Origin of the sequence: Micromonospora sp. DT53 (assembly GCF_049841535.1) — a bacterium.
GTDB lineage: Bacteria > Actinomycetota > Actinomycetes > Mycobacteriales > Micromonosporaceae > Micromonospora.
Map to the genome: position 1 here is coordinate 810,102 of NZ_JBNCKM010000002.1, position 20,926 is coordinate 831,027.

The 20,926-nt window shown below is 72.0% G+C and carries 18 protein-coding genes; 9 read left to right on the forward strand and 9 right to left on the reverse strand.

From position 1 onward, the window contains the following. Positions 1–138: 138 nt before the first annotated feature. The 4 genes from ACLQ3B_RS09595 to purS all read right to left on the reverse strand — a co-directional run bounded on the left by ACLQ3B_RS09595 (position 139) and on the right by purS (position 4,639). The gene (locus tag ACLQ3B_RS09595; RefSeq protein WP_425779872.1) at positions 139–894 is read right to left on the reverse strand and encodes a 2-phosphosulfolactate phosphatase; all 756 of its coding nucleotides are present in this window, start codon (positions 892–894) and stop codon (positions 139–141) included. A gap of 4 nt (positions 895–898) precedes the next feature. Beyond that, entirely contained in the window at positions 899–3,568 is a 2,670-nt protein-coding gene (gene purL, locus ACLQ3B_RS09600) for a phosphoribosylformylglycinamidine synthase subunit PurL (protein WP_425779255.1), read from the reverse strand. 127 nt (positions 3,569–3,695) lie between these two features. Continuing rightward, entirely contained in the window at positions 3,696–4,379 is a 684-nt protein-coding gene (gene purQ / locus ACLQ3B_RS09605; RefSeq protein WP_210784151.1) for a phosphoribosylformylglycinamidine synthase subunit PurQ, read from the reverse strand. After that, positions 4,376–4,639 carry a phosphoribosylformylglycinamidine synthase subunit PurS gene (gene purS, locus ACLQ3B_RS09610; RefSeq protein WP_030491392.1) on the reverse strand — a complete coding sequence of 88 codons (264 nt, stop codon included), beginning with the start codon at positions 4,637–4,639 and terminating at the stop codon, positions 4,376–4,378. Before purS ends, purQ begins: the two co-directional genes overlap by 4 nt. A gap of 356 nt (positions 4,640–4,995) precedes the next feature. On the opposite strand from purS, the gene ACLQ3B_RS09615 reads away from it, so the two are divergent. Together ACLQ3B_RS09615 and ACLQ3B_RS09620 are read left to right on the forward strand one after the other, a co-directional pair. Beyond that, entirely contained in the window at positions 4,996–5,679 is a 684-nt protein-coding gene (locus ACLQ3B_RS09615; RefSeq protein WP_328651492.1) for a S1 family peptidase, read from the forward strand. A 24-nt stretch (positions 5,680–5,703) separates the two neighbouring features. Further along, a complete protein-coding gene (locus tag ACLQ3B_RS09620) occupies positions 5,704–6,267 on the forward strand; it encodes a YbjQ family protein (RefSeq protein ID WP_425779257.1) in 564 nt (187 codons plus the stop codon). 112 nt (positions 6,268–6,379) lie between these two features. Here the strand turns inward: ACLQ3B_RS09620 and purB are convergent, their stop codons facing one another. The 4 genes from purB to ACLQ3B_RS09640 all read right to left on the reverse strand — a co-directional run bounded on the left by purB (position 6,380) and on the right by ACLQ3B_RS09640 (position 12,951). After that, positions 6,380–7,804: an adenylosuccinate lyase gene (purB, locus tag ACLQ3B_RS09625; protein WP_425779259.1), complete on the reverse strand. Its 1,425-nt coding sequence runs from the start codon at positions 7,802–7,804 to the stop codon at positions 6,380–6,382. A gap of 174 nt (positions 7,805–7,978) precedes the next feature. Next, positions 7,979–10,471, reverse strand: a complete 2,493-nt coding sequence (locus ACLQ3B_RS09630; RefSeq protein WP_425779261.1) for a hypothetical protein — start codon at positions 10,469–10,471, stop codon at positions 7,979–7,981. Continuing rightward, complete coding sequence (locus tag ACLQ3B_RS09635) at positions 10,464–11,501, reverse strand: glycosyltransferase family 2 protein (RefSeq protein WP_425779263.1); 1,038 nt, start codon at positions 11,499–11,501, stop codon at positions 10,464–10,466. The genes ACLQ3B_RS09630 and ACLQ3B_RS09635 overlap by 8 nt, the downstream gene beginning before the upstream one ends. A gap of 157 nt (positions 11,502–11,658) precedes the next feature. Continuing rightward, entirely contained in the window at positions 11,659–12,951 is a 1,293-nt protein-coding gene (locus tag ACLQ3B_RS09640) for an acetyl-CoA C-acetyltransferase (RefSeq protein WP_425779265.1), read from the reverse strand. A gap of 55 nt (positions 12,952–13,006) precedes the next feature. On the opposite strand from ACLQ3B_RS09640, the gene ACLQ3B_RS09645 reads away from it, so the two are divergent. The 6 genes from ACLQ3B_RS09645 (at position 13,007) to ACLQ3B_RS09670 (ending at position 19,279) form a co-directional block, all read left to right on the forward strand. Further along, complete coding sequence (locus ACLQ3B_RS09645) at positions 13,007–14,380, forward strand: 3-oxoacyl-ACP reductase (protein WP_425779267.1); 1,374 nt, start codon at positions 13,007–13,009, stop codon at positions 14,378–14,380. Then, complete coding sequence (locus ACLQ3B_RS09650) at positions 14,380–15,246, forward strand: MaoC/PaaZ C-terminal domain-containing protein (protein WP_425779269.1); 867 nt, start codon at positions 14,380–14,382, stop codon at positions 15,244–15,246. The genes ACLQ3B_RS09645 and ACLQ3B_RS09650 overlap by 1 nt, the downstream gene beginning before the upstream one ends. A gap of 79 nt (positions 15,247–15,325) precedes the next feature. Then, on the forward strand, positions 15,326–16,078 hold the full coding sequence (locus ACLQ3B_RS09655) for an NUDIX hydrolase (RefSeq protein ID WP_425779271.1): 753 nt from the start codon (positions 15,326–15,328) through the stop codon (positions 16,076–16,078). Beyond that, a complete protein-coding gene (locus ACLQ3B_RS09660; RefSeq protein ID WP_425779273.1) occupies positions 16,075–17,046 on the forward strand; it encodes a serine/threonine protein kinase in 972 nt (323 codons plus the stop codon). Before ACLQ3B_RS09655 ends, ACLQ3B_RS09660 begins: the two co-directional genes overlap by 4 nt. An 11-nt stretch (positions 17,047–17,057) precedes the next feature. Next, positions 17,058–18,017 carry a hypothetical protein gene (locus ACLQ3B_RS09665; RefSeq protein WP_425779275.1) on the forward strand — a complete coding sequence of 320 codons (960 nt, stop codon included), beginning with the start codon at positions 17,058–17,060 and terminating at the stop codon, positions 18,015–18,017. Continuing rightward, positions 18,014–19,279, forward strand: coding sequence for an adenylosuccinate synthetase (locus ACLQ3B_RS09670; protein ID WP_425779277.1), 1,266 nt, complete (start codon positions 18,014–18,016; stop codon positions 19,277–19,279). Before ACLQ3B_RS09665 ends, ACLQ3B_RS09670 begins: the two co-directional genes overlap by 4 nt. An 11-nt stretch (positions 19,280–19,290) precedes the next feature. On the opposite strand, the gene ACLQ3B_RS09675 is transcribed toward ACLQ3B_RS09670, so the two are convergent. Further along, positions 19,291–19,785: an Lrp/AsnC family transcriptional regulator gene (locus tag ACLQ3B_RS09675; protein WP_425779279.1), complete on the reverse strand. Its 495-nt coding sequence runs from the start codon at positions 19,783–19,785 to the stop codon at positions 19,291–19,293. Positions 19,786–19,886: 101 nt separating this feature from the next. Here ACLQ3B_RS09675 and ACLQ3B_RS09680 point away from each other — a divergent pair, with 101 nt between their 5' ends. Beyond that, positions 19,887–20,816 (forward strand): SMP-30/gluconolactonase/LRE family protein, encoded by a 930-nt coding sequence (locus ACLQ3B_RS09680; protein ID WP_425779281.1) that lies wholly within the window; start codon positions 19,887–19,889, stop codon positions 20,814–20,816. Positions 20,817–20,926: the final 110 nt, after the last annotated feature.

The window sequence follows — 20,926 nt, forward strand, 5'->3', positions numbered from 1 at the left end:
CAAGACCCACTCGGGATCAATGAAGTCGGGCCATCCCGCAGGCCCGGACACCCCGAATTCCGGAAAGCCGAGTTGATCACCGGCGCGGGCCGGCGCGGTCAGGCGCGGGCAGACGCGGTCAGGCGCGGGCAGACGCGGTCAGGCGGCGGAGAAGACGCCCTGACGGAGCACCGGCACGACGTCCGACACGCCGATCCGGACGGCGACGTCCACGTCTGCGGCGAAGCCGCTCTCGGTCAACTCCCGCCCGGAGACGCTGCCGCGCACGGCGGCGGGCACATCAGGGGTGCTCGCCAGCGCGGCGAGCGCCATGGCCGCCTCCACCGAGAGCCCACCCGGCACGCCGGAGAGGGCGTCCAGCACCGAGGCGGCGCCGAGTTGGTCCTCCACCGACGGGCGCAGCGACCCGTCCGGCCACCGCTCCCCCGAGGCGATCACGCCGATCGGGGCGTTCACCGTGCCGTACCCCTGGCGGCGCAGCCAACGCCCGACGGCGCGTGCGTTGCGCAGACACCCGGCGACCACCGGCAGGCCGGTGGCACTGGCGGCGGCGCTGATGGCGGAGCCGTTCGGGGAGGGCAGCACGAGGTCCGCCACCACGGGTGCGCTGCTCAGCGCGGCGGGCGAGAGCGACCACGGATGTTCCGCTGTCGTCTGCCGCCGCCCGACGGCAGCGATCGCGCCGACCCGGACGGCGTACTCGGCGGCCTGCTCACCCCAGGGGAACGGGTGCACCCGCATGCCCCGGGCGACAGCCACCTCCACGGCGGTGGTGAACGAGAGGACGTCCACCACCACCAGCGCCGCGCAGACCCGACCGAGCTCGGCCGCCCCGGTCAACCCCCAGTCGAACCGGGCGCCGGAACCGGGTTGGCCGTAGACAGCGGCCGTCAACGCCTCAGCGCTCGTCGGGCGACGGCTCGGTGACACCGGGGTCAGACTCGGACGCCCCGTCGGGCTGCTCCGACCCGATCGGCTCGACCGCGCCGGTCTCCGGCGAAGGGCCCGAAGAGGCGATCGGCTCGGAGACCACCGCCGCCGCGTCGACCGGCTCGGCCGGCGCGACCGGCAGCGGAACGGCCTCGACCGCACCCGCCACACCGGCGACCGGTGCGGGCACCTCGACGGCCGCCGAGCCGCCGAAGAGGCGCGGCAACGTCTCGGTGTGCGCGGTACGCAGCTCGTCCAGACCGATCCGGAACTGGCCGTGCACCTCGAGCGCACCACCGGACGGGTCGGTGACACCGATCAGCTCGAACGGCACGCCCCGCTCCGCGCAGAGTGCCGCGAACGCCTTGTCGTGACCGCGCGGCACCGAGACCAGCGCCCGCGTGGCGGACTCGCTGAACAGGTAGACGAACGGCATCGAGCCCTCGGCGAACTGCTCCGGCACCGCGACCCGGGCACCGACCCCGCGACGCAGGCAGGACTCGATCAGGCTCTGGGCGAGGCCACCGTCGGAGAGGTCGTGCGCGGAGGCCAGGTGACCGACTCGGGCCGCCTCGGCCAGCAGCTCGGCGAGCGCCTTCTCGCGGAGCAGGTCGACCTGCGGCGGGATGCCGCCGAGGTGCTCGTGCGTCACCCAGGCCCACTCCGAGCCGGACAGCTCCACGTTCGTCTCGCCGAGCAGGTAGAGCTGGTCGTGGTCGCCGCCGGCGCGCGGCACGAAGCCCATCGGCACCCGGTCGGCGACGTTGTCCAGCACGCCCAGCACGCCGACCACCGGGGTCGGGTGGATGGCCGCCGCGCCGGTCTGGTTGTAGAAGCTGACGTTGCCGCCGGTCACCGGAATGCCCAGCTCCAGGCAGCCGTCCGCCAGGCCGCGCACGGCCTCGGCGAACTGCCACATCACGCCCGGGTCCTCCGGCGAGCCGAAGTTGAGGCAGTTGGTGACGGCGATCGGCTTCGCGCCGGTCACCGCCACGTTCCGGTACGCCTCGGCCAGGGCCAGCTTGGTGCCGTTGTACGGGTCCAGTCGGGCGTACCGGCCGTTGCCGTCCAACGACAGCGCCACGCCGAGACCGGTCCGCTCGTCGATCCGGATCACGCCGCCGTCCTCCGGCTGGGCGAGCACTGTGTTGCCCAGCACGTAGCGGTCGTACTGCTCGGTGACCCAGGTCTTGTCGGCCAGGTTCGGCGACGCGATCATGCGCAGCACGGTCTCCCGCAGCGCCTCCGGGTCGGCCGGGCGGGGCAGCGTCTCGGCCCGGTCCGCCTGGAGCAGGATCAGGTCGGCCGGCTCGCGCATCGGCCGGGCGTAGACCGGGCCGTCGTCGACGAGCGAACCCGGCGGCACGTCGACAACCAGGTGGTCCTGCCAGGTGATCGCCAGTCGACCGGGGCGGCCGTCCGGCTCCGGTGCGGTGACCTCACCGATCGCGGTGGCGAGGACGCCCCACTTCTCGCAGGTCTTGAGCACCGCGTCGAGCTTGTCCGGCTCGACGACCAGCAGCATCCGCTCCTGGGACTCGCTGGCCAGGATCTCGTGCGGGTCCATCGAGGGCTCGCGCAGCGGCACCCGCTCCAGCCAGACCCGCATGCCGGTGCCGGCAGCGGCGGCGGTCTCGGTGAGCGCGCAGGTCAGACCGGCACCGCCGAGGTCCTGGATGCCGACGACGAGTTGGCCGTCGTACAGCTCGAGGCACGCCTCGATCAGCAGCTTCTCGGTGAACGGGTCACCGACCTGCACGGCGGGGCGGCGCGCTTCGCTGCCCTCGTCGAAGGTGGCGCTGGCCAGCACCGAGACGCCGCCGATGCCGTCGCGGCCGGTCTTGGCGCCCATCAGCACGACAACGTTGCCTGGGCCGGCGGCGGCCTTGTTCTGCAGCCGGCTGACCGGCAGCACGCCCAGGCAGAGCGCGTTGAGCAGCGGGTTGCCCTGGTAGGAGGGGTCGAAGACCAGCTCGCCACCGATGTTGGGCAGGCCCAGGCAGTTGCCGTAGCCGCCGACGCCGGCGACCACGCCAGTGAGCACCCGGGCGGTGTCCGGGTGGTCTGCGGCACCGAAGCGCAGCGGGTCCATCACCGCGACCGGGCGGGCGCCCATGGCGAGGATGTCCCGGACGATGCCACCGACGCCGGTCGCCGCGCCCTGGTACGGCTCGACGAAGCTCGGGTGGTTGTGCGACTCGACCTTGAAGGTCACCGCCAGCTCGTCGGAGACCTGCACCACACCGGCGTTCTCACCGATGCCGGCGAGCATCCGGTCGCTGTGCGGGGCCTTCTCACCGAACTGACGCAGGTGCACCTTGCTCGACTTGTAGGAGCAGTGCTCGCTCCACATGATCGAATACATGGCCAGCTCGGACTGCGTGGGTCGGCGGCCGAGGATCTGCCGGATCCGGTCGTACTCGTCGTCGCGCAGGCCCAGCTCGGTGTACGGCTGAAGCTCGCCCGGGGTGCCACCGGCGCGCGGCACGGTGTCCACGCCCTCGGTCCAGACGGCGGTGCTCGGCTGGGCGGGAGCGGTCGCCGACGCGACCGGCTGCGCCTGGCTCGGCTCGGCCGGCTGCGCCGGGGCGGAGTACGCCTCCGGTGTGTCGCGTACCGGGTCCGGATGGGTGGTCATGACCTCTCCTCGCTGCGCTCGTGCCCGCCAGACCGGCGGTTGAGCTGACCGATGATCGTGCCGCCGGTCACCGCCCCCGTCTTTGTTCGCGACTGCGGGGCTCGCAGACCCGGCTCACTCCTCGCGCTCACGCTGGTGCCCCGACCAGGTGCTTGAGGACCGACGTGAAGAAGCCGAGACCGTCCAGCGAAGGGCCGGTGAGCGCCTCCACCGCGTGCTCGGGGTGCGGCATGATGCCGACCACGTTGCCGGCGGCGTTGGTGATCGCGGCGATGTCGCGCTGGGACCCGTTGGGGTTGCCGCCGACGTAGCGGGCGACCACCCGGCCCTCGGCTTCGAGCTGGTCCAGCGTCGCGGTGTCCGCGACGTAGCAGCCCTCACCGTTCTTGACCGGGATGAGCACCTCCTGGCCGGGCTGGAACGCGTTGGTCCACGCCGTCCCGGCCGACTCGATGCGCAGGACCTGGTCGCGGTTGCGGAAGTGCAGGTGCTGGTTGCGGGTGAGCGCGCCGGGCAGCAGGTGCGCCTCGCACAGGATCTGGAAGCCGTTGCAGATGCCGAGCACCGGCAGGCCACCCTGGGCGGCGTCCACGATCGTCTCCATCACCGGGGCGAACCGGGCGATGGCACCGCACCGCAGGTAGTCACCGTAGGAGAACCCGCCGGGCAGGACGACCGCGTCGACCCCGTGCAGCTCCGGGTCGCCGTGCCAGAGCCGGACCGGCTCGGCGCCGGCGATCCGGACGGCTCGGGCCGCATCCCCGTCGTCGAGCGAGCCGGGGAAGGTGACCACACCGACCCGGGCGGTCACGAGCGGGCGTCCGCGGTCTCGTCGGCCTCGACCAGGCGGACGGTGAAGTCCTCGATGACCGGGTTGGCGAGCAGCTTGTCGGCAATCTCCCGAGCGCGGTCCAGGTCCGGTTCACCTGTGAACTCGATCTCGATCCGCCTGCCGATCCGAACCGAGGCGACGTCACCGACGCCGAGCCGGGGCAGCGCGTTTGCGACGGCCTGGCCCTGCGGATCGAGGATCTCGGGCTTGAGCATGACGTCGACGACGACGCGAGGCACTGGGCACTCCTGACTGTGTACGCAGTTGGGTGCCGACCCACAACGGGCGAGCGCAGCCAGCGTACCTGGCAGATATCGCTGCGGACGCACCGGCCGGGTGCAGTTCAGGCAGTGATCGACATTACCGGCGCTCAGGGTGACCTGTCAGGCGCTACAGGCGGCCTCAGCAGGACATATACGGCGCAGCGGGTGGCCGAATCGTTACATTGGCGAACCTCGATCAAATCCTTGATAACGACAACGACGGGCCCTACTGTACATCGACGTAAGTCGATTCAAGCGGTCGCGGGAATCCTCGCTACCGCCGCATCCGCGCCCGGCGACCCCGGGCCCGCACCGCCCAAGGAGTCCACCCGATGCGCATCCGCCCCCTGCTCGCCGTACTCAGCACCGCGCTGGTCGGCGCCCTCGGCGTCACGTCCGCCGCGTCCGCCGCCCCGGCCGGCCCGCAACCCATCATCGGTGGCGGCACCGTCTCGTCCGCGCCCTGGGCCGCCGCGGTGCTCAGCAACGGCTCGTTCACCTGCTCCGGCAGCGTCATCGCCGCACAGTGGGTGCTCACCGCCCGGCACTGCATCAGCGGCACCATGTCGGTGCGCGTCGGAAGCGTGAACCGCACCTCCGGCGGGGTCACCCGCACGGTCAGCGCCACCTACACCCGCAACGATCTCGCGCTCATGCGGCTCTCCAGCACCGTCAGCACCTCTGCGGTGAGCCTGGCCAGCAGCAACCCGCCGATCAACTCGACGAACTCGATCTACGGCTGGGGCATGACCTGCTACAGCGGCTGCTCCGCGTCGACCGTGCTGAAGACCGCCACCGTCCGGGTGACCAGCAACAGCGCCACCGACGCGTACGGCGGCCAGGCGATCCGCACCACCCGGATCAACGGCAACGCCTGGCGCGGTGACTCCGGTGGCCCGCAGTTCTACAACGGCCAGCAGGTCGGCGTCGCCTCCACCGCCGACGGGTCGAGCATCCAGAACTACGGCAGCGTTGCGTACAACCGGGCCTGGATCACCTCGGTGGCCGGTGTCTGACGGTTAGCGCCCCGCTCGGCGCGGATGGCCGGCCCCGTGCCGGCCGTCCGCGCCGCGTGGTTTTGCAGCATCCGATCAGGTGAACAATGCACACGATCGGGTCGCGCCACTCCTGACAGCATCGGAACCGTGCTGGTCGTGACGACAGAGCAACTGCCCGGCTACGAGATCCGCCAGATTCTCGGTGAGGTGGTCTCATCGATGGCCAGAACGCGCAACCCGTACCGCGAGGGCGTCAAGAACCTGCGTGGTGGGGCGTACGACCCGTTGGCCCCGGACAACCTGACCCGATGGCGCACCGACTCGGTGGCCCGCCTCGGCGAGGAGGCCCTGCGGCTCGGCGCGAACGCGGTGATCGGCATGCGGTTCGACAGCCGGGACTGCGGCGAGATGTGGATGGAGATCTGCGCGTACGGGACGGCCGTGGTCGCCGTACTCAAGGCACCCGAGGTCATGCCAGCCGACCAGCCGGCGGTCGCCGCGGGAACCGCCGAGGTCGCGGGCATCACGGAGTCCCCCGGCGGCATAGCCGAACCGGCCAGCGCCCCCAACCTCAGAACCGCCGCCGAAACCCCAACCGGCGAATAACAACCCACCCACCCCACCCCTCCCCCCTGTTGATCAAGAGGTTTCGGTCATCAGGGAGATCGAAGATGACGCAAACCTCTTGATCACCGGGAGGGAAGGGGGTGGGTGGGGGTTAGAGGATGGGGGGTGGGGAGTAGGTGGCCGCGTTCGGGTGGGCTTCCACCACGGCCGTGATTCGGCGGGTTACCGCTGCCACCTGGGCTTGGGCGGCGCCTACGAAGGCGTTGCGGTCGGCGACCAGGGTGTCGATGTCGGCGCGGGACAGGCCGAGTCGGCCGTCCGCCGCCAGGCGGTCGAAGAGGTCGTTCTCCGGTGAGCCCTTCTCGCGCATCGCCAGCGCCACCGCCACCGCGTGCTCCTTGATCACCTCGTGGGCGACCTCCCGACCGACGCCTCGGCGGACCGCCGCGACCAGGATCTTCGTGGTGGCCAGGAACGGCAGGAAGCGCTCCAACTCCCGGTTGATCACCGCCGGGTACGAGCCGAACTCGTCGAGCACGGTGAGGAACGTCTGGAACAGCCCGTCGGCGGCGAAGAACGCGTCCGGCAGTGCCACCCGGCGGACCACCGAGCAGGACACGTCCCCCTCGTTCCACTGGTCACCGGCCAGCTCGCCGACCATCGACAGGTAACCCCGGATGATCACGGCGAAGCCGTTCACCCGCTCCGACGAGCGGGTGTTCATCTTGTGCGGCATCGCGCTGGAACCGACCTGGCCCGGCTTGAAGCCCTCGGTCGCCAACTCCTGGCCGACCATCAACCGGATCGTGGTGGCCAGCGACGACGGCGCGGCGGCGGTCTGGGCCAGCGCGGCCAGCACGTCGAAGTCGAGCGAACGCGGGTAGACCTGCCCGACGCTGTCCAGCACCCGGGAGAAGCCCAGGTGCTCGGCGACCCGCCGCTCCAGCTCGGCCACCTTGTCGGCGTCGCCGTCGAAGAGGTCGAGCTGGTCGGCGGCCGTGCCGACCGGCCCCTTGATCCCCCGCAGCGGGTAGCGGGCGATCAGCTCCTCAAGTCGCTCGTACGCGATCAGCAGCTCCTCCGCCGCCGACGCGAAGCGCTTGCCCAGCGTGGTGGCCTGCGCCGCCACGTTGTGCGAACGGCCGGTCATGACCAGCTCGGAGTGCTCGTGGGCCAGCCAGGCCAGCCGGGCGAGGGTGGCCACCACCCGGTCGCGGATCAGCTCCAGCGAGGCGCGCACCTGGAGCTGCTCGACGTTCTCGGTGAGGTCCCGGGAGGTCATCCCCTTGTGCACGTGCTCGTGGCCGGCGAGCGCGCTGAACTCCTCGATCCGGGCCTTCACGTCGTGCCGGGTGACCCGCTCCCGCTCGGCGATCGAGGCGAGGTCGACGTGGTCGAGCACCCGCTCGTACGCCTCGACCACGCCATCCGGCACCGGCACGCCCAGGTCGCGCTGGGCGCGGAGCACGGCGAGCCAGAGTCGCCGTTCCATCCGGACCTTCTCCTCCGGGGACCAGAGGGCTGCCAGTTCGGGCGAGGCGTACCGGTTGGCCAGCACGTTGGGGATCGTCGTCACGTACCTCATTGTCCCGCACCCGCCGGCCGACACCCGGACCGGGCCGGGACGTCGCCCGGACCGGGCCGGGTCGCTCAGTCCGACCGGGCCGAGGCCGACACCCGGCCCGGGCCGAGGCCGACACCCGGCCCGGGCCGAGGCCGACACCCGGACCGGGCCGGGTCGCTCAGTCCGTCAGGGGCGGTTCAGCTCGTAGACGGTGACCGGGCCGGCGACCAGGCGAACCTGGGCCAGCCGGGCCAGCTCCGCCGACACCGCGCCGGCCCTGGTGTCGGCGAACAACCACCGGACCCCGTGCTCCGTGCGGAGCCGGTCCAGATCGGCCTGGGTTGGCGTGCTGAACACCCTGTCGTTGAGCGCGAGCAGCGCCTGGTCGGGGAAGTTCTGCCGGGCGTACCCGAGGTTCTCGACGCCGTGCGCGGCCACGACCGCGTCGGTGTAGGCCCAGCTCTCCACCACCGTGCGGTGCCCGCCCAGACCGGTGACCCAGTACGCACGGGCGTCGCAGTGCGGGGTGGTCCGCACCGGCCGGCAGTGCACGTTTGTGGCGACCACGTCGTCGTCGGCGGCGTTGTCGTCCAGCCACAGCGCCGCGCGCATCTCGTCGACGGTCAGCGCGTACGGCTGCGGTCCGGTCGCCGGCACCGGCTCGGTCAGCACCGAGCGGACGGTTCCGCCCACGACGACCGCGGCGCTGGCGCCGAGCATCGCCGCGGTGATCCCGGCCAGGGCGATCGTCGCCGCCCGTCGACGACCTGCCGAGCCCGCCGCCGACGCGGCCGACACCGACGCGGCCGACACCGACGCGGCCGACACCGAAGCGGCCGACACCGAAGCGGCCGACACCGAAGCGGCCGGCACCGAAGCGGCCGGCACCGGGACGCGACGCCGCCACAGGGCGGCCACCCCGACGGCGAGCGCGGCGGCCACCGCCACGAACAGCACGTACCGGGCTGCCGAGAGACCCAGCACCCGCAGCCACCCCTCGATCGTCGAGGTGGTGGGGGTGCCGGGACGGCTGATCCTCGGCACGGCGAAGCCGACGAAGGTGCCGACCGTGGCCAGCCCCGCCAGCGCGCCGGCCACGGCGGGCACCACCAGCACCGGCCAGGGCGCTCGGGCCTGGGCGAGGGACCAGGTGGTCAGCACGACGCCGACCGGGATGACACCCATCCAGAAGTAGATCTGGCTGATCGACGGGTGCTGGAACACCCAGGTGGTGGCCGCCCCGGCCAGGACCGTGCCGGCGAGCAGCCAGACGGCCGGGTCGGTCCGGTGCCCACTGTGGACGAGCAGGCTCATGCCCACCCACCGGGGCGCCTGTGCCAGCACCCACCAGGCGACCACGGCGAACGCCAGCAGCCACCCGAGAACGCCACCGTCGTTGATGCCCGGCGGCAGCGGGGCGCTCGGCCAGATTCCGTCACCCGTTCCGAGGGTCTCGGCGTACGGGGCGATGAAGTGCAGCATCGCCAACGCCTGCACGCGCAGCGTGCCGGCCCCGCCACCGGCGAACAGCCGGAACCCGAGCGCCATCGCCGCCACGAGGCAGGCCAGCGCCACCAGGGCGGGTCGCGGAACCTGCCGCTTCCGCCACCAGAACACGACGACGGTGAGACCCAGGCCGGCGATCACCGGCGGCAACGCGCTGGACTTGGCCCCCGCGCAGACCAACCCCAGCACCGGAATCAGCAACCAGGCCGGGCCGAGGGAACGCCCCCGGGTCACGTCGACGATGAGCCCGGTGAGCAGCAGCAACGGCACCAGCGCGTACGTCTGGGAGGGGCTGGCGTACGACAGCGGCATCTCGCCGGACGCGCCCACCGGCGAGCCGAGCGTGACCGTGGCCCCGGTGAAGGCGGCGAGGGCGGCCACCGGACCGGCCCAGACGGCCCCGCTCAGGTCCCGGGCGAGCCCGGCCGCGAGCAGCACCGCGGTACCGATCACGGGCACCAGCCAGAGTCGCAGCAGCACCACTGCCGGCGAGATCCCGGTGATCATGCTGCCGCTGGCGATGTGCGCGTCGGACAGGTAGTGGTAGCGCAACGCCTCCCCGGCGACGTGCGGCAACTCGAACGGCATCGCCCGGGTCAGCTCCTGCACCAGACCGAGGTGGTAGAGCACGTCCTGGTAGTAGCCGCCGTACACGGGAGGCAGCGGGACCATCCGCCACTGGATGTAACCCCAGGCCAGCGCAACCAGCAGTGCCGCGCCCATCGCCCAGTGCCAGGCGAGCGGCAGCGGACGACGTTCGCCGACCCGCCAGTGCCGGCGCAGCCCGGGGACGGCGGCGAACGCGACGAGGACGGGCAGCGGCCACCACCGCAGCAGTGACTGTTGACCGGTCGCCGCGGCCAACGCCCAGGCGACGATCTCCAGCAGCAGACCGGTGGCCGCGCCGTAGCCGAGGTCCTCGGGAAGGTTGCCCCGGCTGCCGCGCAGTGCACGGTGCACCAGGGTCCCGGGGAGCACCAGGGCGAGGACCCAGTACGCGGAGAACCGCGCGAGATCCGGGGTGGGCACGCTGCCCCGGGACCAGACCACGAGCAGCGCGGCGATCACGAGCAGCCACGGGAGCGTGCTGAGCACCGGCACGAGCGCGTTCCGACGGGAGGCCGGGGCCGGGGCCGGCGTGTCGATCCGCTCGGCCAACAGGATGTCAGCCACGGATGCCTACCACCGATCCGAAGTCCGACGTACGCGAGTCGCCCTCGACCCGGCCCCGAGCTGCCGTCCCGGCGCCCGGCAAGTCGTCGAGGGAGTCGAACCCGATGTGGAACGCGGGCCGGTTCTGCACGGTGGCGTAGATCCGGCCGACGTACTCACCCAGCAGGCCGAGGCAGACCAACTGCACCCCACTGAGCAGCAGCACCGCGACGAACATCGAGGTCCAGCCGGGGATGGTGGTGCCGGAGACGTGCACGACCATGCCGAACACGATCAGCGCGAGGCAGAGCAGGAAGCTCGACATCCCCAACCAGGTGGCCAGGCGCAGTGGCGCGGCGGAGAAGTTCGCCGTGCTCTCCCAGGCCAGGGCCACCATCCGGCGCAGCGGGTACTTCGTCTCGCCGGCTGCGCGGGCCTCGCGGTCGTAGCGCACCTCGGCGCTGGGGAAGCCGAGCGACGGCACCAGCAGCCGGTAGACCGGGGCACGTTCGGGCAACCGGCGCAGGGCCTCGATCACGTCCCGGCTGAGCAACCGGAAGTCGCCGGCCTGCGCGGGCAGGTCGACGCCGACGAGCCGACGCATCGCCCAGTAGTAACCACGGGCGCTGTTGCGCTTGAAGACCGTGTCGGTGCTGCGGTCGGCGCGGACGCCGTAGACGACATCCACCCCGTCCTCGCGGGCCACGCGGAGCATCTCGGCGATGGTCTCCGGCGGATCCTGGAGATCGGCGTCGAGGCTGACCACCCACTGGCCGACGGCCCGGTGCAGGCCGGCGGTCAACGCCGCCTGGTGGCCACTGTTGCGCCGCAGCCGGAGCACCCGCAACTGCGGCCAGTCCCGGCCGTGGTCGAAGAGCACCGAAACGGTGTCGTCGCGGCTGCCGTCGTCGACGGCGACCACCTCGTAGTCGACGCCGAGCGCGTCGAGCACCGGCCGCAGCCGGGCGACAAGCGCCGGAATGACCGCGCTCTCATTGAACATCGGGATGACCACCGAGAGGGTGGTCGTCCGGGTAACGACGGACTCCATGGTGATCCGGCCCCGTTCCGCACGCAGGAGTGATCGATTCGCGCCAAGGGCGCGGCAACGATCACCGTCGCGTGGTAAACCCTCCACCAGCGGACCAACTTCTGAACGGTCCGTTAACGCCTGCCGGCGGTCACCCCGGTAAGGGACGATCTCGCGTTCAGCGCTCCAGGATGGCGGTCACGCCTTGGCCGCCGGCGGCGCAGATGGAGATCAGCCCGCGCCCGCTGCCCCGCTCGGCCAGCAACTTGGCCAGGGTCGCCACGATCCGGCCGCCGGTGGCGGCGAACGGATGCCCGGCGGCCAGCGACGAACCGTTGACGTTGAGCCGGTCGGTGTCGATCGCGCCCAGCGGGGCGTCCAGACCGAGCCGGTCCTTGCCGAACTCCGGCGACTCCCAGGCGGCGAGGGTGGCCAGCACCTGCGACGCGAACGCCTCGTGGATCTCGTAGTAGTCGAAGTCCTGCAACGTCAGCCCGGCGCGGGCCAGCATCCGGGGCACCGCGTACGCGGGTGCCATCAGCAGACCCTCGTCGCCGTGCACGAAGTCCACCGCCGCGGTCTCCGACCAGCTGAACCAGGCCAGCACGGGCAGGTGGTGCGCCGCCGCCCACTCCTCGCTGGCCAGCAGCACGGTGGACGCGCCGTCGGTGAGGGGCGACGAGTTGCCGGCGGTCATGGTGGCCTGCTCGGCGTCCGGGCCACGGGTGCCGAAGACCGGCTTCAGCGCGGCGAGCTTCTCCAGGCTGCTGTGCGGGCGGAGGTTCTGGTCCCGGGTGAGCCCCAGGTACGGCGTCATCAGGTCGTCGAAGAAACCCTTGTCGTACGCGGCGGCGAGTCGCTGGTGCGAGCGCAACGCCAGCTCGTCCTGGGATTGCCTGTCGATCTGCCAGCGCCTGGCGGTGCGGGCGGCGTGGTCGCCCATGGACAGGCCGGTACGCGGCTCGGCGTTGCGTGGGATCTCCGGCTTGAACGGCTGGAGTGGGCGCAGCTTCGCCGCGATCTTGAGCCGTTCGCCAAGCGTGCGGGCCGAGTTGAGCTTGAGCAGCGTGCGGCGCATCTCCTCGTTGACGGCGAGCGGGGCGTCGGAGGTGGTGTCGACACCGCCGGCGATGCCCACGTCGAGCTGCCCGAGGGCGATCTTGTTGGCGACCAGGATCGTCGCCTCCAGGCCGGTGCCGCAGGCCTGTTGGATGTCGTACGCCGGGGTGTGTGGGTCGAGCCGGGAGCCGAGGACCACCTCGCGGGTGAGGTTGAAGTCGCGGGAGTGCTTGAGCACCGCACCGGTCACCACCTCGCCGATCCGTTGCCCGGCCAGCCCGTAGCGGGCGATCAGGCCGTCGAGCGCCGCGCCGAGCAGGTCCGCGTTGGACGCGTCCGCGTAGCGGGAGTTGGAACGGGCGAAGGGGATGCGGTTGCCCCCGATGACCGCGACCCGCCGGATGCTCTGCACGATCCGCCTCCTCGACATGTGTTGCTCGAACCCTACTCGCCAGTAGGCTACGCCCATGACCGACAGGTACGCGAGCTTCGTCCAATCGGCCGCCGGCCGCGCGCTGGTCAAGCGCCTCGGGCTGCCCGACCCGCCCCGGCTGCGCCGGCACCAGCCCGGCGATCCGCTGCTGCGCGGGCCGGCCCTGCTCGGCGCGGCCACCGGCGGTCGGCTCACCGAACCGATCGTCAAGATCCTGACCGCCGCCGGGGTCGAGCTGCGGGACACCGGCACGGCCGGACCACAGGACCGCTTCGGCGCCCTGGTGTACGACGCCACCGGCATCACCGACTCGACCGAGCTGCGCCAGCTCTACGACTTCTTCCACCCGCAGGCCCGGGCCGTGCTGCCCAGCGGCCGGGTGATCGTGCTGGGCACCCCGCCGCGGGAGTGCGCGACGCCCCGCGAGGCGACCGCCCAGCGCGCCCTCGAAGGGCTGGTCCGCAGCATCGGCAAGGAGTTCGGTCGGGGCACCACCGCGCAACTCGTCTACGTGAGCGGTGACGCGGCGGACGACCCGGCCCACTCGGCCGGCACCATCACGAGCCTCGAATCGACGATCCGGTTCCTGCTGTCCGGCCGGTCCGCGTACGTGTCGGGGCAGGTCATCCGGGTCGGCGGCGGCGCGGCGAGCGTCCCGGCCGACTGGGACCTCCCGTTGGACGGCCAGGTCGTGCTGGTCACCGGCGCCGCGCGGGGCATCGGCGCGGCACTTGCCAAGGTGCTCGCCCGCGACGGCGCGAAGGTGGTGGCCCTGGACATCCCGGCCGCCGGCGACGCGCTCGCCGCGGTGGCGAACGACATCGGCGGCACCGCCGTCCAACTCGACCTGACCGCGCCGGACGCGCCGACCCGACTCGCCGAGCACCTGGCCAGCCGGCACGGCCGGGTCGACGTGGTGGTGCACAACGCCGGCATCACCCGGGACAAGACGCTCGGCCGGATGGACGCCGACCGGTGGGACCAGGTCATCGACGTCAACCTGTCCAGCCAGGAGCGGATCAACGACGTGCTGCTGGAACGGGAGCTGATTCCGGCCGGGGGGCGGATCATCTCGGTCTCCTCGATCGCCGGGATCGCCGGCAACCGGGGTCAGACCAACTACGCCACCAGCAAGGCCGGCGTGATCGGGTTGGTCGACTCACTGGCGCCGGCCCTGCGGGAACGGGGGATCAGCGTCAACGCGGTGGCCCCCGGCTTCATCGAGACCCGGCTGACCGCGCGCATCCCGCTTGTGGTCCGCGAGGCGGGCCGGCGGATGAACAGCCTGGCCCAGGGCGGGTTGCCGGTGGACGTGGCCGAGACGATCGGCTGGTTGGCCTGGCCGGCCAGCGGCGCGGTCAGCGGAAACGTCGTCCGGGTCTGCGGCCAGAGCCTGCTGGGTGCGTGATGGACGCGCAGCCGGAGTCGAGCAGCCGCACCCGCGTCGAACTGCGCCGGATGCCGGTGGCCGGGGCGCTGCACCGACGGGCGCTGCTCGGCGCGCTACCCGGCCTCGGCGGTGGGCGGCGCGGGCCGGACCTGCCGGCGGTCGAGTTGACAGTGGGCGGGGTGACCGTCGACCGGGCGCAGTTGGCCGACTACGACCGGGTCTGCGGGTTCCGACTCAACGATCGGCTGCCCGCGACGTTTCCGCACGTCATGGGCTTCCCACTGGCCCTGCGCCTGATGACCGCGGCGGACTTCCCCATCCCGCTGCTCGGCCTGGTGCACGTCGGCAACCGGATCACCACGCACCGCCCGATCACCGCCGACGAGACAATCGACTTCATGACGTACGCGGAGAACCTGCGCCCGCACCACCGGGGGCGGCAGGTGGACGTGGTGCTGGTCGGCTCGGTCGACGGCGAGGAGGTGTGGCGCGGCGTCTCGACCTACCTCGGTCGGGAGCGCAAGCCGGGCGGGCGCGACCCGGGCGACCGTCCCGCCGTGCCGCCGGCCACCGCCCGCTGGCCCGTGGAACCGCGCGTCGGCTCGGAGTACGCGCGGGTGTCCGGTGACCACAACCCGATCCACACCTCCCGACTCGGGGCGCGACTGTTCGGTTTCCGCCGGCCGATCGCGCACGGCATGTGGAGCAAGGCGCGCTGCCTGGCCGCGTTGGACGCCCGGCTGCCGGACGCGTACACCGTCGAGGTCGCCTTCAAGCTGCCCGTACCGCTGCCGAGCACTGTGAACTTCGCGCTCCTGCCGGATGGCGGGTTCGCCCTGCACGACTCGCGGGGCCGACCGCACCTGGCGGGTCACCTGAGCTGACGATTCCGAGCTTGGCAGGAGCCGCTTCGTGCGCTAAGTTGTTCTCAGAGCGAGATGTTCTCAGAGTGAGAGAGACGTGATGAACGAGCAGGAGTTCCTGGCCGCGTACGACCCCCGGGCCTACCCGTCGGTCGCCGTGACCGTCGACGTGGTGGCGCTGACCATCCGCGACGGCGCGCTGCACCTGCTGCTGATCCGGCGCGGCGAGGCGCCCTTCGCCGGGCACTGGGCGCTGCCCGGGGGCTTCGTCCGCCCCGACGAGGACCTGACCGCAGGCGCCCGACGGGAGCTGGCCGAGGAGACCGGGCTCGGCGGCGAGACGCTGCGGCGCGTACACCTGGAGCAGTTGGCCAGCTACGGCGCTCCCGACCGTGACCCGCGCATGCGCGTCGTCTCGATCGCCCACCTCGCGTTCGCCCCCGACCTGCCGGATCCGGCCGCCGGCAGCGACGCCGACGAGGCGATCTGGCTGCCGGTGACCGCGTTGACCAGCCGACAGCTCGCCTTCGACCACGGCCGGATCATCGACGACGCGCTGGAGCGCGCCCGGTCCAAGCTGGAGTACACCCCACTCGCCACCCGCTTCCTCGCCGCCGAGTTCACCATCGGCGAGCTGCGCGCCGTCTACGAGACGGTCTGGGGGCATCCGCTGCACGCCGGCAACTTCCACCGCAAGGTGCTCTCCGTGCCGGGCTTCGTGGAGAGCACGGGCGCCAGCACCGAGCGCGGTGGTGCCCGAGGCGGCCCGCGCGCCCGGCTCTACCGGGCCGGCGACGCCCGGCTGCTGCACCCGGCGCTGCTGCGCCCCGCCCGCGAGGAGACGGTGCGGTGAGGGCCGCGGAGGCCATCCGCCTGGTCGCGGCCGCCCGCACCGACGCCGACCTGTTCGGCGCCGACCAACCGGCCCGCCGCTACCGCGAGCTGGTCGCGGCCCTGCACCCCGACCGCCTGCCGACCGACCCGGCGGTACGCGCCGAAGCCCTCGACGCGTTCATCCGCGTCACCACCCGGTGGCAGGCACGGCAGAGCACCGTCCTCGGCGACTACCGGCTCGGCGCGCCGACCCACTCGGGTGACCTGGCGGACCTCTACGACGTCGGCGACGACCGGCTGCTCAAGCTCCCCCGACGGTCCACCGACAACGACCTGATGGCCCGCGAGGCGCACGCCCTGCGCACCATCGCCGAACGCGGCGACCCGCGTTACCTGCCGTACGTGCCCCGGCTCGTCGACGAACTCCGGCACCGCGACACCACGACCGGCGCGGAACGGCGGATCAACGTGCTCGCCACCGCGCCCGGCCTGCACGACCTCGACGAGGTACGGCGTGCGTACCCCGACGGGCTGGACGCCCGGGATGTGGCCTGGATGTGGCGGCGGCTGCTTGTGGTGCTCGGCCTGGCCCACCGGGCGGGCGTGGTGCACGGCGCGGTCCTGCCCGGGCACGTGCTGATCGAGCCGGACGCCCACGGTGTGGTGCTGATCGACTGGTGTTTCTCCGCGGCCGTGGGGAGCACGATCCCGGCGGTCGTGCCCGGCCATCAGGACTGGTACCCGCCGGAAGTGTTGACCAAGCAGCCCTGCGGGCCGGGCACCGACATCGCGATGGCCAGCCACTGCATGAGCTGGCTGATGGGGCCGCGCGCGCCCCGCGAGCTGCACGCCTTCGCGCTGGGCTGCCGGCAACGGCCCCTGGACGCCCGGCCCGACGACGCCTGGCGCCTACTGCGCGAACTCGACCAGGTGCTGGACCGCCTCTACGGGCCACGCACCTTCCGACCCTTCACCCTCACCCCCTAAGGAGAGCTGTCATGGGCAGTGGAATCTGGTCCACCGACGTGTACGACGCCGCCGACCGCTACCGCCGGTCCACCGGCAGGAGCGCCTTCTCCTACAGCGACAGCGGTGCGCGCACCGTGCACCCCGCGCTCGACCCCAGGGACGCGACCCGGGAGAGCCGCGACTCCGACGAGCACCCCCGGTCGACGCCCGTCGCGGTGCTCTTCGACGTGACCGGCTCGATGCGTACGGTGCCGCGGGTCCTGCAGACCAAGCTGCCGCAACTGCTCGGGCTGCTGCAACGGCAGGGCTACGCCAGCGACCCGCAGATCATGTTCGGCGCCATCGGCGACGCCACCTGCGACCGGGTGCCGTTGCAGGTGGGTCAGTTCGAGTCGGACAACCGGATGGACGACGACCTCGGCCGGATCGTGCTGGAGGGTGGTGGCGGCGGGCAGATGAGCGAGTCGTACGAGCTGGCCATGTACTTCATGGCCCGGCACACAGTCACCGACAACTGGGAGAAGCGCGGCCGGCGCGGCTACCTGTTCATCATCGGCGACGAGCTGGCGTACCAGCGGGTGAAGGCCCGGGAGGTGGCCGGCCTGATCGGGGACGGCCTCGCCGAGGACGTGCCGCTGCGGCAGGTCGTCGACGAGGTGACCAGCCGCTGGGACACCTACTACCTGCTCCCCGCCGGCAGCCACTACGCCGGCAACGCGAAGGTGCTCGACTTCTGGCGGGACCTGCTCGGGCAGAACACGGTCGTGCTCGACGACCTCGACGCGGTCTGCGAGACCATCGCGCTCACCATCGGCCTCGGCGAACAGGCCATCGACCTGGACGAGGGCCTGCGCGACCTGGACCGCGCCGGCTCCGGCGCCACCGGGACGGTGTCGAAGGCGCTGGCCCGCCTCGGCCGGGAACGGCGGGCCGAGGTGTCGACGCTGCCCGCCTTCACCGACACCGTCGGTGGGGTGACCCGGCTGTGAACCACGTGGCGGTGGTCGACCTCGGCTACGGCGACGCCGGCAAGGGCACTGTGGTGGACTGGCTCTGCGCCACCCGTCCCGTGCACACGGTGGTCCGCTTCAACGGGGGCGCGCAGGCGGCGCACAACGTCGTGCTGCGCGACGGGCGGCACCACACCTTCGCGCAGTTCGGCGCCGGCACGTTCCATCCCGGTGTCGGTACGCACCTGTCCCGGCACGTGGTGGTGGACCCGTTGGCGCTGGCCGCCGAGGCCGACCACCTCGCCACGGTCGGGGTGCCCGACGCGCTCGACCGGCTGACCGTCGACGGGGACGCGCTGCTCGCCACCCCGTACCACCGGGCCGCGAACCGGGCCCGCGAGATCGCCCGGGGAGCCGACCGGCACGGCTCCTGCGGGCTGGGGGTGGGCGAGGCCGTCGCGTACGGTCTCGCCCACCCCGACGACGCGCCCCGGGTCGCCGACTGCCACCGGCCGGCGTTGCTGCGCCGGAGGCTGACCACCCTGCGGGACCGGCTGACCGCCGAGCTCGGCCCGCTGGACGCGCCACCGATCGAGGACTGCCTGCCCGCGTTCACCGGGTTCGCCGGGCGGGTCGCCATCGTCGACGGCAGTTGGCTCGCCCGGGCGCTGCGCACCGGGACCTGCGTCTTCGAGGGCGCGCAGGGGGTGCTGCTCGACGAGTGGCACGGCTTCCACCCGTACACCACCTGGAGCACCACCACCTTCGCCAACGTCGACGGCCTGCTCGCCGAGGCGGGCCGGTCCGGCGACGTCACCCGGATCGGGGTGCTCCGGCTGGTCACCACCCGGCACGGACCCGGCCCGTTGGTGACCGAGGACCCGGGCCTGCCGCTGGCCGACCCGCACAACCCGACGAACCCGTGGCAGGGCCGGTTCCGCTTCGGCCACTTCGACGCGGTGGCCCACCGGTACGCCCTCGCCGCGGCCGGCGGCGTCGACGGCCTGGCCCTGACCCACCTCGACCTGGCCGGCCCCGACCTGCGGATCTGCCGCCGCTACGACACCACCGACCGGCTCACCCCGGGCCCGCCCGGGGACCTGGACCGGCAGGCCGCGCTCACCGCCCGCCTGCTGCGCTCCCGCCCGGTGTACGACGACGAACCGCCGACGGACTGGGCCGAGGCGGTACGCGCGGAGCTGGGCACACCCGTGGTGCTGACCTCGCACGGCCCCACCGCCGACGACAAGACCCCGTGCGGTCCGCTGCTCGCCCCACCGGCTCTGGCGCGCTCGGCCTGACTCGTGGCGTCCTACCGTGGTGGCGCGTCGACATCCGGCTGACGCGGTTCGCTGCCCTGGTCGAGCACGCTCACCGGGCGTTCGAAGAACGTCTCCAGCACGACGATGGCCTGGGTGCCGGTCACCCCGTCAATGCCGAAGATGCGGCGCAGCGCCGCCTGCAGGTCTTCGGTGGTCGCGGTACGGATCTTCACCAGCAGTGCTGCCGCGCCAGCGATGACGTGCGCTTCCTGGATCTCAGGTATGGCCGCGAGCATGTCGCGGGTAGGGGCGTCCCCCATCCACGAGTTGGCGTTGACCATCACGAAGGCCGAGACGCCTCGGTCCACGGCGGCCGGATCGACCTCGACGGTGGTCCGGCGGATCACACGGCGTTCGCGCAGCTTGCGCACCCGGTCATGGGCCGAGCCGGCGGACAGGCCCACCGCCTTGCCCAGCGTCGCGTAGGACTGGGTGGCGTCGTGTTGCAGGTGCGTCAACAACGCCCGGTCTATGTCGTCCACCACTCGCGCATCCTTGAACGTGATTTAACTATTAGCGTGTTGACCATACCAGGTTCGGCGAACCCCTCTCTCTGCCGAACGTTGATCCGATCGGGAGGCACGCGATGATCGACACTGTTCCCGCCGAGTTCCACCTGCTGGACGAACGGTTTCGCACCTGCGACGGGGACTTCGTGGTCGAACGACTGCACACCGGCGCACGTAAGACCGAAGGGCCGGCGTATTTCCCGGCTGGCCGCTACCTGGTGTGGAGCGACATCCCCAACGACAGGCTGCTGCGCTGGGACGAGACCACCGGCGCCGTCGGCGTCTACCGCCACGGCTCGGGCTACGCCAATGGCAACACGGTGGACCGCCAGGGCCGACTGGTCACGTGCGAGCAGGGCAACCGGCGGGTCACCCGTACCGAGCACGACGGCACCATCACCGTGCTCGCCGACCGCTTCGATGGCAAACGGCTCAACAGTCCCAACGACGTGGTCGTCCGCGCCGATGGGACGATCTGGTTCACCGACCCGACCTACGGCATCCAGGGTGACTACGAGGGCAACAAGGGTGACAGCGAGTTCGGCGACGCCTGTTACGTGTTTCGCCTCGACCCCGCCACTGGCGATCTGCGCATCGTGGCGACCGACTTCTGCCGCCCCAACGGCCTGGCGTTCTCCGCCGACGAGCAGCAGCTTTACATCGTGGACACCCGGCAGAACCCCAGTCACATCCGCGTCTTCGACGTCCTGGCCGACGGCACCCTCGACAACGGGAGGATCTTCGCTGAGTGCGACTTCGGCCGTTTCGACGGCATCCGCCTCGACAGCGCCGGGCGAGTGTGGGCCGCGGCCTGGGACGGTGTGCACTGCTTCGACCCCGACGGCACCCTCATCGGCAAGCTGCTGCTGCCCGAACCGGTCGCCAACCTCACGTTCGGTGGCCCGAAACGCAACCACCTGTTCATCACCGCCGGCACCTCGGTGTACGCGCTCCGAGTCACCTTCAACGGCGCCAACTACCCTGCGGCTATTGGCGAGAAACGATGAGCAACGCGATGCTCCCCGAAACACCCGCCGGATCACCACGACGACGGCGACCTCACAGGCGCTGACCACCAGAGGCGGCGCCTGGCCGACCGGTCGGCGCAATGTCGGCG